This is a genomic window from Zunongwangia sp. HRR-M8 (assembly GCF_027594405.1).
GTDB lineage: Bacteria > Bacteroidota > Bacteroidia > Flavobacteriales > Flavobacteriaceae > Zunongwangia.
In genome coordinates this window covers 2,346,603-2,361,345 of the sequence record NZ_CP115161.1, presented here as the reverse complement: position 1 = coordinate 2,361,345, position 14,743 = coordinate 2,346,603, and the positions used below count along the sequence as shown (strand labels likewise).

Annotated in this window: 12 protein-coding genes; 11 read left to right on the top strand and 1 reads right to left on the bottom strand. The window is 34.9% G+C overall.

The features are described from left to right. Nucleotides 1-7: 7 nt before the first annotated feature. Entirely contained in the window at nucleotides 8-709 is a 702-nt protein-coding gene (locus PBT89_RS10220; protein ID WP_270061812.1) for an arylesterase, read from the top strand. A gap of 311 nt (nucleotides 710-1,020) precedes the next feature. On the opposite strand, the gene PBT89_RS10215 is transcribed toward PBT89_RS10220, so the two are convergent. Further along, entirely contained in the window at nucleotides 1,021-1,806 is a 786-nt protein-coding gene (locus PBT89_RS10215) for a 3-keto-disaccharide hydrolase (protein WP_270061811.1), read from the bottom strand. A gap of 448 nt (nucleotides 1,807-2,254) precedes the next feature. On the opposite strand from PBT89_RS10215, the gene PBT89_RS10210 reads away from it, so the two are divergent. From PBT89_RS10210 to PBT89_RS10165, 10 genes are all read left to right on the top strand, one after another. Then, nucleotides 2,255-2,854 carry a YkgJ family cysteine cluster protein gene (locus tag PBT89_RS10210; protein ID WP_270061810.1) on the top strand — a complete coding sequence of 200 codons (600 nt, stop codon included), beginning with the start codon at nucleotides 2,255-2,257 and terminating at the stop codon, nucleotides 2,852-2,854. A 102-nt stretch (nucleotides 2,855-2,956) separates the two neighbouring features. Further along, nucleotides 2,957-3,469 (top strand): DUF4494 domain-containing protein, encoded by a 513-nt coding sequence (locus PBT89_RS10205; protein WP_270061809.1) that lies wholly within the window; start codon nucleotides 2,957-2,959, stop codon nucleotides 3,467-3,469. A 348-nt stretch (nucleotides 3,470-3,817) separates the two neighbouring features. Beyond that, nucleotides 3,818-5,458: a TldD/PmbA family protein gene (locus tag PBT89_RS10200; RefSeq protein WP_270061808.1), complete on the top strand. Its 1,641-nt coding sequence runs from the start codon at nucleotides 3,818-3,820 to the stop codon at nucleotides 5,456-5,458. Nucleotides 5,459-5,485: 27 nt separating this feature from the next. Beyond that, complete coding sequence (locus PBT89_RS10195) at nucleotides 5,486-6,802, top strand: TldD/PmbA family protein (RefSeq protein WP_270061807.1); 1,317 nt, start codon at nucleotides 5,486-5,488, stop codon at nucleotides 6,800-6,802. Nucleotides 6,803-6,900: 98 nt separating this feature from the next. Continuing rightward, the gene (locus PBT89_RS10190; RefSeq protein WP_270061806.1) at nucleotides 6,901-7,521 is read left to right on the top strand and encodes a DUF4159 domain-containing protein; all 621 of its coding nucleotides are present in this window, start codon (nucleotides 6,901-6,903) and stop codon (nucleotides 7,519-7,521) included. A gap of 12 nt (nucleotides 7,522-7,533) precedes the next feature. Beyond that, on the top strand, nucleotides 7,534-8,529 hold the full coding sequence (locus PBT89_RS10185; protein WP_270061805.1) for an AAA family ATPase: 996 nt from the start codon (nucleotides 7,534-7,536) through the stop codon (nucleotides 8,527-8,529). Beyond that, nucleotides 8,530-9,423, top strand: a complete 894-nt coding sequence (locus PBT89_RS10180) for a DUF58 domain-containing protein (protein ID WP_270061804.1) — start codon at nucleotides 8,530-8,532, stop codon at nucleotides 9,421-9,423. Continuing rightward, nucleotides 9,424-10,698: a BatA domain-containing protein gene (locus PBT89_RS10175; protein WP_270061803.1), complete on the top strand. Its 1,275-nt coding sequence runs from the start codon at nucleotides 9,424-9,426 to the stop codon at nucleotides 10,696-10,698. Next, nucleotides 10,695-12,899, top strand: coding sequence for a tryptophan-rich sensory protein (locus tag PBT89_RS10170; RefSeq protein ID WP_270061802.1), 2,205 nt, complete (start codon nucleotides 10,695-10,697; stop codon nucleotides 12,897-12,899). Before PBT89_RS10175 ends, PBT89_RS10170 begins: the two co-directional genes overlap by 4 nt. After that, nucleotides 12,889-14,625, top strand: coding sequence for a hypothetical protein (locus PBT89_RS10165; RefSeq protein ID WP_270061801.1), 1,737 nt, complete (start codon nucleotides 12,889-12,891; stop codon nucleotides 14,623-14,625). Before PBT89_RS10170 ends, PBT89_RS10165 begins: the two co-directional genes overlap by 11 nt. Nucleotides 14,626-14,743 lie beyond the last annotated feature (118 nt).

The window sequence follows — 14,743 nt, the reverse complement described above, 5'->3', positions numbered from 1 at the left end:
ATTGAACATGAAAATAACCAATCTTAGTACCCTTATATTAGCCATTTTTTGCCTTGTTTTTCTGAATTCTTGTAAAAATGAAAAAAAACAAACTGATCCAGCTTCAGAAGAAAACACAACAGAAGAGGTAGCTTCGGAAGAAAATAATACTGAAAAAGCGCCGGTAATTTTATTTTTTGGAACCAGTTTAACCGCCGGTTTAGGATTGGATACGGCAGAAGCATATCCTGCCTTGATTCAGAAAAAAATAGATTCGTTACATATTGATTTTGAAGTGGTAAACGCCGGATTGAGTGGAGAAACTACAGCAAGTGGCCTTAACCGATTAGACTGGGTGTTGAAGCAAAATGTAGCTGTTTTAGTCATTGAGTTAGGTGCGAATGATGGTTTACGTGGCGTGTCTTTAGATGAAACAAAAAGTAATTTAGAAGAAATCATAAAAATCGCAAGAGAGAAGAATCCTGAAGTAAAAATTATATTGGCCGGGATGCAAATTCCGCCAAATATGGGTGAAGAATATACTGCTGAATTCCGCTCACTTTTCCCTGATCTGGTTCGGGAATATGATTTAAAACTTATTCCTTTCTTATTAGAAGGCGTTGCCGGTAATTCTGAATTGAATCAGCAAGACGGCATTCATCCCACAGCAGAAGGGCAACAAATTTTAGCCGATAATGTTTGGGAGATTTTGAAGGGTGAAGTTCAGTGATTCAGTATGCAGTGAGCAGTCTCAGTTGGCAATCTTCAATAAACAGGGAGCAATTATCAAATTTTGTATTGAAACGGAAAGATTTGCGGTATCTAGAAGTCTTTTTCAGTTGGTAGTTAAAATGTTCTCGATACAATCTTGATTCCGCTGACGCTAAATCAAAATCACTCGAAATGACACTCTTTTATAATTCAAAAAAAATAGTTCTACCGCTCCAAAATACTAAGCATCTAGCTTACCAAAATTCTACTCCTAAAAAAATCCGACTAAAAATATAGCCGGATCTGTTTGCTGAAAATCGATATATCTGATTATAATTTTCTCACCCAAATATTCCTAAACTGAACTTTTGTGCCGTGATCCTGCAAAGCAATTACATCTTCTTCATGAGCTTCTGGATAGTTGTGTAATCCAATATATAAAGTTAATCCCTGGATCGTAGTATTGTTTTGAACAACCACACCATTGTGTAGCACGGTGATCTTAGCTTTTTGATCTAATTTACCATCTCTAAAACGCGGTGCAGTGTAGATCACATCGTAAACATTCCATTTATCAGGAGAGCGCATGGCGTTAACCAAAGGCGGCGCATCTTTATAAATACTACCAGCCTGCCCATTGCTGTAAGAGCGATTATTGTAAGAATCTAAAATTTGTAGTTCGTATCTATTCTGAAGAAATAAACCACTATTTCCACGGCCTTGCCCAGAATTTTCAACTTTATCTGGTGCACTCCATTCAATATGAATTTGCACATCGCCAAACTTCATTTTGGTTTGTATGCCTCCTGTTCCCGGCACTACCTCAAAATAACCATCTTTTATAGCCCATGGTGCTGATTTCTCGGTATTATTCTGGCTTACCCATTGGTCTAAATTCTTACCATTAAAAAGTATAATCGCATCTGAAGGTGCATCGCCCGGCTTTTCTCCCGGAGTAATTTTTTCTACCTGTGGCTCCCAAATTTCAGTCATTTCAGGTTTCATAGGCATTGGAGATTCCTCAGGTGGAGTAGTAGGAGCATCAATCTGTGAAAAACCGATGCTAGAATATCCAATTCCGAATAAAATTAGTGCGATTATTTTAGATTTTTTCATTTTAGTGAAAATAGAGTTTAATTAATTTATTTCTTAAATATAAAGAATAGCAAAGAAAAAGTCTGTAAAAATTAGTGAATTATAAAATTAGCAGTTATTCGAGTTTTCAGAATTTAATTTAAAATTGTTGAAGCTGAATTAGATATTTACTCAAAATTGAAATTTAATTTTCTTAGGCTTGCCTAGTAATAAGATAATTCTCTGATCAATTATTCAGCGTCTCTTTATGAGGCAGTTTTAATTTTTTGAAATCTTTACGCAAAAATGGCAATACCTAATTTTATCATTTTAAAAATATGAAAAACGGTTTATAAAATAGTGATTATTAAATTCTAAAAGGTTTCATTTTAGAATAGAGGGTACGCTTAAATTCTAATAGAATATTTAACAGTTTCGGTAAAAGATTTCTTGAAATTCGATTCGGTTTTCAACTAATTTAGCCTTTTGAATGAAATTAGAAGAAAAAGTAAGGGCAGTCGAAAGTTTATTCGAAACCCTTTCAGAAGAGCTTAATACTTTTCAAGCTCATGCTGGTTTTAGCTGCGCCACGGGTTGTGGTAAATGCTGTGAAAAACCAGGTATCCAGGCATCCCCTTTAGAATTTTTACCATGGGCCTTACAATGCTTCCTTGAAGGCAAAGCTGAAGAAACATTGGAGGCGCTAAGCAATACATCGGTAGAAATTTGCCATAATTATAAAATGCTGAGTTTAGAGAATAGCACCGGCCGTTGTACTGCATACAAGCATCGCGGACTTGTTTGTAGATTATTTGGCTATGCGGCACAGAGAGCTAAAAATAATAAACTTCAGCTTATAAGCTGCAAGCTGTTGAAACAATCAGAAAACTTTAGCAAAGCTGCTGTATCCATTAATAATGGACTATCTGTTCCTGTTTTTAGTGATTATTATTTACGCCTGGCACAAATTGATTTTGGAATGGGTAGAAAAATTCTTCCTATCAATAAAGCAATGAAATTAGCGCTAGAAGAAGTTTTACATTATTATTCGTATCGACCGGTTCCAAGAAACTGGAAACGAGTAGCCTAGATAAAATTAAGATCACTTATTTTAAACTTGTGGATATCTATTGGAAAGATTGCTTCGGTATCAAGTTGGAAATTTTATTTTTGCGCTCCTAAAATTTAAGATATGAGCGTTATTTGGTACGAATGTAAGGTGAAATACAGAAAAACACATGAAACCGGAGAGCAAAAAGTAGTTTCTGAAGTATACTTATTAGATGCCGTTTCTTTCACTGAAGCAGAATCGAGAATCACCGAAGAAATGCAAAAGCTAACAAGTGAAGATTTTAAAATTATGAATATAAAGGTTGCCAATTTTGCAGAAGTTCATCCTTTTGAAAATTCTGATCGTTGGTTTAAATCTAAGGTTTCACTGATAGCTATGGATGAAGAAAGCGGGAAAGAGAAAAAATCTAATATTTATCTTTTAGTGCAGGCTAACGATGTAAAAGATGCTTATGAAAATACTGAAAAAGCGATGGAAGAAACTATGGGAGATTTTAGTATTCCGGCAATTACAGAATCTCCAATTTTAGATGTATTTCCATACTTTACGGGAGAAGAAGAGCAGCTGGAAAGATTTAATATGATGGATGCTGTAGAAAACCTAAACGAAGAAGTAAGCCAGGAAGAAGAATAAAAAGAATTATCGCCGAAACTTGAGAATTTCGGCTCATTAGATATAAACTTTTAAGCCTTTCAGTTAGTAGCTGAAAGGCTTTTTTATGCTTTGAAGTATTAAATTTGAAAATAATCATTACTTGTTTTGAAGATTATTTAAAAATTATCGGAGTAATATAAATGCTAGTATTTAATTATGTTAAATTTATATAATTTATGATAAAAATATAGTCTAATTCTCTTAATAGTGTTAATATTAAAACGATTTTTTCTTACAATAGATTTTAAAGGATAGTTCAACCATATTCTTAGATCTATTTTTAAGAGGGAAAATCAAATCTTAGCCAATTAATAATAGACTTAATTTATGAAAAGAAGAGATTTTGTACAATTAACCGGAATGGGTTTAGGGGCGATGATGTTACCTTTATCTACGATGGGAAGCAATATTGCTGCTGAAGCCCTTTTAGAACCGGGATTAGATGTAGCTGCAAAAAAAATCCTTGCCGATGTAGCTTTAAATACTGCTAAAAACTTGGGAGCCAGTTATGCTGATGCTCGTATTGGTAGATATTTAAACCAATATGTTTTTACCCGTGAAGATAAGGTTCAAAATGTTGTCAATACCGAATCTTTTGGTGTAGGTATTCGCGTAATTGCTGAAGGAACATGGGGATTTGCTTCAACAAATGATGTTAGTGAAGACGGTATCAAAAAAGCAACCAGCCAAGCAGTAGCCATAGCAAAAGCAAATTCGAGAATTCAGAAAGAGCCGGTACAATTAGCTCCTGTTGAGGCGCATGGTGAAGTAAGTTGGAAAACTCCTATAAAAACCAATTTTAAAGATATCCCTGTATCTCAAAAAGCTGAATTGCTTTTAGATGCAAATGCAGCAGCGATGAATAATGGGGCGAATTTTGTAAATTCTGCATTATTCATGGTTAATGAACAAAAATATTTTGCTTCTACAGACGGTTCTTACATCGATCAGGATATTCACCGTATCTGGCCTACTTTCGATGTTACTGCTATAGACCGTGATGCCGGTAAATTCAAATCTAGATCGGCTCTTAGTGCTCCAATGGGAATGGGCTATGAATATATGGATGGTTTAGAAAGCGAAAAACTAATAGGGCCAGCAGGTTTAAAGTTGTATCGTAACAGTTATGATATTATAGAAGATGCTACATTGGCCGCTAAACAGGCTAAAGAGATGCTCACTGCAGAATCTGTACAGCCTGGTAAATATGATCTTGTTTTGGAACCTAATCATTTGGGACTTACCATTCACGAGTCTGTAGGACATCCGTTAGAGTTAGACCGTGTCCTTGGATACGAAGCGAATTACGCGGGGACCAGTTTCGCCACTTTAGACAAATGGAAATCTGGTGATTTTAAATATGGAAGTGATAAAGTAAATATAGTTGCTGATAAAACACAACCTCATTCTTTAGGAGCTGTAGGTTACGATGATGAAGGTGTTAAAACTAAGAAATGGGATCTTATTAGAAACGGAATCTTAGTGAATTACGAAGCGATTAGAGATCAGGTTAAAATAATCGATCAAAACGAATCTCATGGTTGTTGCTATGCACAAAGCTGGAATGATGTTCAATTTCAACGCATGCCAAATGTTTCTTTAGAGCCAGGAAAAGAAAAGTATTCAGTAGAAGAAATGATTAAAGATGTGGAGAAAGGAATTTATATCGCAGGGCGTGGATCTTATTCTATCGATCAGCAGCGGTATAACTTTCAGTTTGGAGGTACCGTTTTTTATGAAATTAAGGATGGAAAAATCGTAGGAATGCTTAACGATGTAGCTTACCAGTCCAATACACAGGAGTTTTGGAATTCCTGTGTGAAGATTTGTGACGAAAGCGATTATCGCTTATTTGGTTCTTTCTTTGATGGGAAAGGCCAACCATCACAAGTGAGCGCTGTTTCTCATGGAAGTTCTTCTTCTCGATTTAAAGATGTTAATGTAATTAATACAGGCAGAAGCATCTAAAAATTTTATAATCTAACAATAAAACAAATGGCAATATATACAGAACAAGAAGCTCGTGCAATTCTGGAAAAAGCTATGAGCTTTTCTAAATCAGATGCATGTGTAATATATCTAAGCGGTAGTGAAAGTGGAAATATTCGTTACGCTAGAAACACTGTTTCGACAGCAGGACACCAGTCTAATCAAAATTTGCAAGTGGAAGCCAGCTTCGGAAAGAAATCTGGTATAGCAACTATCGACGAATTTGATGATCAATCTTTACAAAGTGTCGTAAGACGTGCTGAGGAATTGGCTAAACTTTCTCCAGAAAATCCAGAATTCATGGATCCTTTAGAAGCTCAAACTTACGACAGGCCTGTAAATTATGTAGAAGCAACTGCAAAAATAAAACCGGAATACCGTGCTGAGGTTGCCGAGACTAGTATAGCACCGGCAGCCGAAAAAGAAGTGACAGCTGCAGGCTTTTTGGAAGATGGCGCATCCTTTAGTGCTATGTTTAATTCTAAAGGATTATTTGCTTACGATAAGTCTACTAATGTAGATTTTACGGTAACAATGCGTACTAATGATGGTACAGGGTCTGGATGGGTTACTAGAGATTACAACGATATATCGAAATTTGATCCCAAAGAAGCATCAGCTATTGCAATAGAAAAAGCGGTACTTTCTAAAGAAGCCCGTGCTATCGAACCTGGAAGGTACACCGTTATTTTAGAACCTGCCGCTGCTGGCGATTTACTTAGAAATATGTATGGATCATTGGGTGCTCGTACAGCCGATGAAGGTCGTAGCTTTATGTCTAAAGAAGGTGGTGGAACCAAGCTTGGCGAAAAAATAGTAGACGAGCGTGTAAATATTTGGAGTGATCCTTTACATCCAGATGTTCCTACAGCAACATGGAATAGCGATGGTTTACCACTTAAGAAAACAAGTTGGATAGAAAATGGTGTAGTTAAAAATTTATCTTACGATAGATATTGGGCGTCGCAAACTGGCGTAGAACCTCTTCCATTTCCCAGAAATATGATCATGGAGGGAGGCAATCAATCTCGTGAAGAATTGATTAAAAGCACTAAAAGAGGTATATTGGTTACTCGATTTTGGTATATTAGATCCGTCGATCCTCAAACTTTACTATTTACGGGTTTAACCAGAGATGGTACTTTTTATATTGAAAATGGCGAAATTAAATATCCAGTAAAAAACTTCAGGTTTAATGAAAGTCCAATTATCATGTTGAACAATCTGGAAGCTTTAGGGGAACAGATTCGAGTGAACGGAAGTTTAATTCCGTATATGAAAATCAGAGACTTTACCTTTACCAGCCTGTCAGACGCTGTTTAATTAAAGATAAAAACATAAAATCCATAATCTTGTGAACTTTCATGGGATTATGGATTTGAATATATCCAAAAGAAAATTCATAACCGAAGCCCCTCAATTTGAATAAGGATTTTTTCTTTACAAGATTACAATACGAATCGGGAGATTGGGATGTAGACCAGCGAATGCCTTCCAACCTTTTAAATTCTTTGATCGAATATACCACGTTACCCGTAGATACTCAGGAAAACATTATTTCCTTGGGAAGTGATGAAATATTTAATTGTCCTTTTTGCTATTTGTCGGGGCACAAACTGGTACAATTTACCAAAGCCGAAAGCGATAATTTTAAAAAGTATATCGAAAATGGCGGATTTGTATTTGTGGACGACTGCAATCACGATATCGACGGACTCTTCGCAAAATCCTTTGAGCGACAAATGGATGAACTTTTTGGTGCTCAGAAATTAAAAAAGATTCCAAATGATCACGAGATTTATTCCAGCTTTTTTGAGTTTGAAGATGGCCCGCCAACAACTTCACAGGAACTAAATGGCTGGGGAGACGATTTAGTTCACGAATATCTTAAGGCCATTGAAATCAACGGAAAAATAGGGGTATTGTATTCTAACAAAGATTATGGTTGCGAATGGGATTACGATTTCAGAAATAAAAGATTTTACAGAATAGATAATACTCGCTTTGGTGTAAACATCGTGATGTATGCACTAACGGCATAAGAGTTTTAAAATATGGATAAAGAATTAGCAAATCTTGAAAAAGAAATAGATAGCCTAACCGCTAAGATCGAACTTCTAAAAAAGGAAATAGGAAAGATCATTATTGGTCAGGAAGAAACGATAGAACAATTATTAATTACATTTCTGGCTGGCGGTCATGCTCTGCTGGAAGGTGTTCCTGGTTTGGCAAAAACCTTAATGATTAGAACATTATCTGATGCGATTGATCTTAAGTTTAGGCGAATTCAATTTACACCAGATCTTATGCCTTCAGATATTATAGGTACAGAGATTTTAGAAGAAGACCATTCGACAGGTAAAAAGTTTTTTGAATTCAATAAGGGGCCAATTTTTTCGAATATTATTCTGGCCGATGAAATTAATAGAACTCCCCCTAAAACCCAGGCTGCTCTTTTAGAAGCTATGCAGGAATTTGAAGTTACCTACTCAGGAAATACCTATAAGTTGGATAAACCATTTTTTATTCTGGCAACTCAAAACCCTATCGAACAATCGGGAACTTTTCCGCTTCCAGAAGCACAACAGGATCGATTTTTATTGTATATAAAAATTGGATATCCAACTGCGCAGGAGGAAACCAGTATTTTGAAAAGCACCACAAGTTCAGTAAAAACAAAAGTGAATTCGGTTATTAGCGGAGAAGAAATTGTGCGTCTGCAACAGATGGTTAGAGAATTACCAATTAGTGATGATCTTATAGCTTATGTTAGTAAAATAGTTAGGGCAACCAGACCGGAAACCTCGACCAACAATTTTGTAAAAGAATGGGTAAGTTGGGGAGCAGGTCCAAGAGCGGGCCAGGCCATGATCTTAACAGCCAAAGCCAGGGCGTTATCACAAAAAAGGCTTGCCGTAACCAAAGAAGATATCAATGCGGTGGCTTATCCTGTTTTGCGCCATCGCGTAATCGTAAATTTTAAAGCAGAAGCTTCTAGAATAAACTCAGATCATGTGACCCAAGATCTATTGAAGAATATTGCTGTTTAGATGAATACGTATCAGGAACTTTTAAAACCGGAGATTGTAAGGGAAGTTTTGGGCTTAAGCTTAATGTCTCGAGTAATTGTTGATGGTTATTTACAAGGCCTAAATAAAAGCAAACATCTTGGTGCTGGGATGGAATTTAGCCAGTATCGAGGTTACGAAGCCGGTGACGATCTACGTTTGTTAGATTGGAAAATGCTCGCCAGATCTGGGCGCTATTATATCAAACAATCTGAAATCGACTCGCAGATCAGTGTAAAATTTATTTTAGATGCCAGCGCTTCGATGGAGCATAGAGAGAACGACTTTACCAAGATGGATTTCGTAAGGATTCTCGTGGCATCTATATCTTATCTAGCACATAGCCAGGGCGACGATGTTGGACTTTTTGCTCTAAATCAGTATCAATTGCAGGCTGTTTATCCAAGAGCTATTAAGAAAGATTTTAACCGATTATTACACGAATTGGTTTCTATCGAAAATAGAGGAAAATGGCCGGAAAAATCGACGTCTTTCAATCAAATTCATAGTCATAATCGCAAAGAGATCGTCTTTTTTATTACCGATATGCATCAGCATCAACACGAATTACAGGAATTTGTAAAAGGGCTGAAAACAGATCGAAATGAAGTTGCTGTACTTCAAATAATGGGAGCACAAGAAATGGAATTTCAGTATAATGGAACCTTAACTTTCGAGGATATTGAAACCGGAGATAAAGTAAAGATTTCAGCAAAAGAAGCTAAAGATCAATATTTGAAAAATCTGGAAAGGAATATAAAAGAAAACGAAGATTTCTTCTTGGGAAATGGCATCGATTATCAAATATTTAAAATGAACGAGCCCTTGACCGAAACTTTAAAATTATATCTCAAAAAAAGAATTAAACTAGCTTAAATGTCTTTCGTTAACCCCACATATTTATGGAGCTTTTTAGGACTTTTGCTGCCTATCGCCATTCATTTGTGGAATAAAAGTGAAGGCAGAACCATAAAAGTAGGAAGCATAAGGCTATTAAAAGAAAGCCAAACTTCAAAGAGTAGCTGGTTGCAATTTAGGGAGTTCTTCTTATTGATTTTAAGGCTATTATTGGTAAGTTTAATCTGTCTAATCTTGGCGGCTCCAGTTTCGATTTCTAAGCGATCTAATTTAGAGGTAGCTTATGCGGTAGAACCATCTTTGCTGAAGTTAAAAAGTTTCAGGACTTTAGTTGATTCAATAAATGATGATAATGAAGTCTATTTATTAGCTGAAGATTTTCCTGCTTACACTGAAGAAGAAACTGAATTAAATTTTGAAAAAAAACACTTCGAAAATCCTCAATATTGGCAATTGGCGCAGCAATTTTCTAAGCTGCATAGCGACAGCCTAGTTATTTTTACTAAAGGTAGATTAACAGGAATTAAAGGAAAGCGACCGGAAATTTCGCAAAAAGTAAACTGGATTCTAATTGATTCTACTAAAAGTACCAATGAAATTATCGAAGTCACCTCTTTTAAAGATTCACTAGAGCTTTTGCAATTCGAGATTACACAAAATCTAGGGAAATTTTCCAAGCAAAGAATTGCTGCAAAAGACAGTACTAAATTTCATTTTCCTGCAAATACATTAAGAACCGAATTGGATACGATTCACGTTCAATTTTATGATGATTTGGAGCTAAAGAATCAGGTTGAATATTTAAAAGTATCGTTTACGGCGCTAGGAAAGTACCTAAAAAGACCATTTGTTTTTAGTGAATTTAATCAAGACAATTTAGACGAACATTCCTTTGATAATCATGGGGTTTTAGTTTGGTTAAGCGAAAAGGAACTTCCAAAATTTAGCAATAGGCGTTTAATCTTTAGACCGAATATTTATGCTGAAAAACTAATCAAAAAAACTCAGAAGCCTGGAGTTTATCAATTGACTGACACTTTACACCGAAAGAATATTTTAGAATATCATTTGGCAGAAAACCTGTTACAACTTTTAGAATTACATCCTAAAATTGCATCTGAAATTGCAGAGATTGATACTAGAAATTTTGATAGAGAACTTTTAGCTCCTAATTTTAAAATCGACAGTAAAAATAGCTATTTAGCAAAATTCGATTGGGTGCCCTGGCTTTGGTTAGCTTTTTTAGTGGTTTTTATTATTGAAAGAATAGTTTCAAAACTTAGAGAGCAATGAAAGAGGCAGCGAATATTCTCTATGAATTTAAAAAACGCTGGCATATTTATGCCTGGCTAAAGGTTTTTGGTTTTGCAATCGCTCCTTTAATTATTTTTTGGACTTTAGGATTTAAATTATTGGTTCTAGCACTAGTTTTTTTGGTGCTATTTATTATTGGAGTATTCATTTTAAAACCTTTCAGAATAAGGCTTCATGAAGTTTTAAAATTTATAGATACTCACTTTAATGATCTAGAATATAGTTCGGCTTTAATTTTAAAAAGAGATTCAGAGTTATCTAATATAGGCAAATTACAGCGCGAAAAAATTGTGCAGCGATTTCAGCAGAAATCTAAATCATTACAACCACCGGTTTCATTTAAGAGGTTAAGTGTTTTATTACTATGTTGCTTGGTGACTGCTTTTGGTTTGCGTTATTTTGGAATCAAGCTTCAAAATATGTCTGAATTTGAGCAAAATCAAATTGATAATTCAGTCACTTTTACTTCAGTAGGCTCTGTTTCTTCCTCGATCTATACTCCGGCTATTGCTAATTATACCTTAGAAATTCGTTATCCAGATTACACAAGAACTGGCAGCTTGCGTAGTAAAAAAATGGATGCCGAAGTGCTGGAAAATTCCCAATTGAGTTGGATGGTGAATTTTGATCAAAAAATTGATTCGGTTTTTGTTGAATTTCAGTCAAATTCTTACAAAATGAACGGTGAAGGTGAGCAGTTTAAATTTAGCAGAAAAATTAGCGAATCTGGTGTTTATAATTTTAGATACTTTGATACTCTGGGGAACGAATATATTTCAGATTTGCACAGCATAAGTGTGTTTGAAGACAAAGATCCGATAATCGAGATCGAAAATCTGGATCAGTTTACTTCATTCAACTATTCCGAGGAAAAAAGACTTCAGTTCTCAGCAAAGATCAGCGATGATTTTGGAATCAATGATGCGTATATTATCGCAACGGTAAGCAAAGGGAGCGGTGAATCTGTGAAATTTAGGGAAGAAAAAATCAAGTTTCAGCAAGAAGTAAATTCGGGTTCAAAAAGTTTGGATCTCCATCAGCAAATCGATCTAGATCATTTAAAAATGGAACCTGGAGACGAACTCTATTTTTATGTAGAAGCGTTGGATTTGAAGCAACCAAAAGCCAATATTTCAAGAAGTGAAACTTATTTTGCGGTGATAAAGGATACGGTGGAAACCGATTACATGGAAGCTGGTGGAATGGGAGTCGATTTGCTGCCAGATTATTTTAGGAGTCAGCGGCAACTTATTATCGATACCGAAAAATTGATTAAAGAAAAATCTCAAATTAGTCAGAAAGAGTTTGAAACCAGAAGTAATAACTTGGGTTTTGATCAAAAATCATTGCGTTTAAAATATGGACAATTTATGGGCGATGAAACCGAAGGCAGTATGGCAACTGAAAATACTGAAAATCATGATGATGAGCCAGATATTTTAGCAGGATATTCGCATAAGCATGATAGCGATAACGAACATAATTTGGTGGAAGAACACGAACATGAGGGCGAAGAAGATGGTGAAGAAGATCCATTAGAAAAGTATGTTCATAATCATTCAGACCCGGAAGAATCTACATTGTTTGCAAAATCATTAAAGTCACAATTACGCCAGGCCATAAACGAGATGTGGGATGCCGAATTGCAGTTGCGTGTATATAAACCAAAGGCATCGCTAGAATATCAATATCGTGCTTTAGATCTTATTCAGAATATAAAAAATAGTTCACGAATTTATGTGCATCGTATAGGTTTTGATCCACCACCACTTATGGAAGATAAACGCTTAAAAGGAGATCTAAAAGGAGTAGAAAGTAATCGCATTACTAAAAGTATAGACGAAAAATCGGCTTTTACAGGAATTAATGAAGCCATTTTTATTATTGAAAAAATGCTAAAAGAAGTTAATGCTATAGACGAAAAGGAACAAGAGATTTTTAAAACCGCTGGAGAAGAAATTGCAGAGTTGGCCATGGCAAAACCAGGTGAATTTTTGCAAACTTTGAAAGGCTTAAAATTACTGAGCAGTGGTAAAATTGATGGATTAGATTTAAAAACGATTCAAAAAGGTTTGTTGAAAGCTTTGCCTGAATTAAAAATTGAGATATATCCGGCAGATACGTATCACCATGAGCTTGATCAATTAATGCTTGAAGAATTGGAGTTTTATGAATATTGAAATTAGATTTCCTAATGATCAGTTTTTAAGCTTCTATCTATTTGGAGGATTACTTTTATTGCTGGTTTTTATCTTTAAAGAGCTTCCGGGAGTGCATAAAAAGATTTTCTATTTAAGAATTTTAGTAGCTATTCTAGCCATTGGATCACTTTTAGGGATTGCTTTGAAGCCTGCATATTTAAGGACCAAAACAAAGAGTAAAGCCGTTATTTTAACTGAAGGATATTCTAAGGTTACCTACGACAGTTTAAAGAAACAATATCCTAAAATTAAGACGATCGAGTATAATGCCGGTGATTTTATTCAACCAGCAGTACATGATGTTAGCAAAATTTATGTGTTGGGTTATGGGTTACAGGATTATGATTTCTTTCAGTTTAAAAATAGGCAAGTGGTATTTTTGCCAGCTAAACTACCTTCGGGTATCGATCGGATAGTATATAATGAAGAGCTTTTTGAAGGTGAAAAATTACAAATAAGAGGTCATTACAATCAAGCAATTAAAGCAAATAAGATTTATTTAAAGGATTTTACAGGTAGTATTGTCGATTCAGCGGCTCTAGAAAAAACTGATTTTTCGCTGAAGACAAATACGAAAGTTGCAGGTTGTTTTTTATACCGTTTAGAAATTAGGGATTCTTTAGGTAGAAAAATAAACGAAGAGCCTTTACCGGTGAAGATAAAAAACACCGAAAAATTGAAAATTTTGATAATCAACAATTTTCCAAGTTTTGAAACCCGTCATCTTAAAGATTTCTTGGCAGAAGAAGGACATCAGGTTAGCATTAGAAGTAAATTAACCAGAGAACGCTTTAAATATGAATATTTAAATACCGATAAAAAATCTTTTTCCGAGATTAGTAAAGCCTCAATTGAACACTATGATGTTTTAATTTTGGATGCTCAAACTTTCAACCGTATTTCAGGAAATAAAAAACTTCTTCTATTAGAAGCAATTCGAAATGAAGGTTTAGGATTGTTTATTCAGCAAACTGAAGATAATTTCCAACAGAAATTATTTTTAAATTTTGAAACTGAATTAGATCGTAATCTAGGAATAAATTGGCTGGAATCTACAGACATAAGCATTTCTAAATTTCCTTATCAATTTAAGAATTCACCTGAAGTTTATCCACTCGTAGAGAATGCAGAAGGAGTTTCGGTTTATAAATATATGGGAAGAGGTCGTATTGGTACCAGCGTGTTACAGAAAACTTATGAACTTATATTAAAAGGGCATCAAGAAATTTATCAAAAACTATGGTCAGAAACTTTAAGAACTCTTGCCAAAAGAAAACAAAAGCTGGTAGAATGGGAAAAATCCACATTGTTTAGCATGGTGGATGAACCTTTAAATATAAAACTACAAACAAGAATCGAAGAACCGCAATTAAATGATGCTTTTGGCAATTCTATACCATTATTAGAGTATCCAGATTTGAAAAATACGTATCAGGCTACAGTGTATCCAGTAAATATAGGATGGAATCGTTTAGAACTGGTAAAGGACAGCTTGCTTAGCTACCAATTCTATGTATTTAACGATACTCTTTGGAAAACTAAAGAGGCAAGAGAGATATCTAAGCGAAATATAGATTATTTTAAAAATGATTTAAAGGGAGATTCAAAAACAAAATACTACGAGCCGATAAACTTATGGTTCTTTTTCATCGTTTTTATGGCCGCCAGTGGATTTTTATGGCTGCATCCAAAACTTATTAAGTAAGCTTGAATTGTGTAGTCGGTTTTAAAATTCCAGTTTAAATGACACCTAATTTTTATGGTAATTTAATAAGTATTGATAAACTCTATAAACATATAATTGAAAATTGATGGATTTTTTG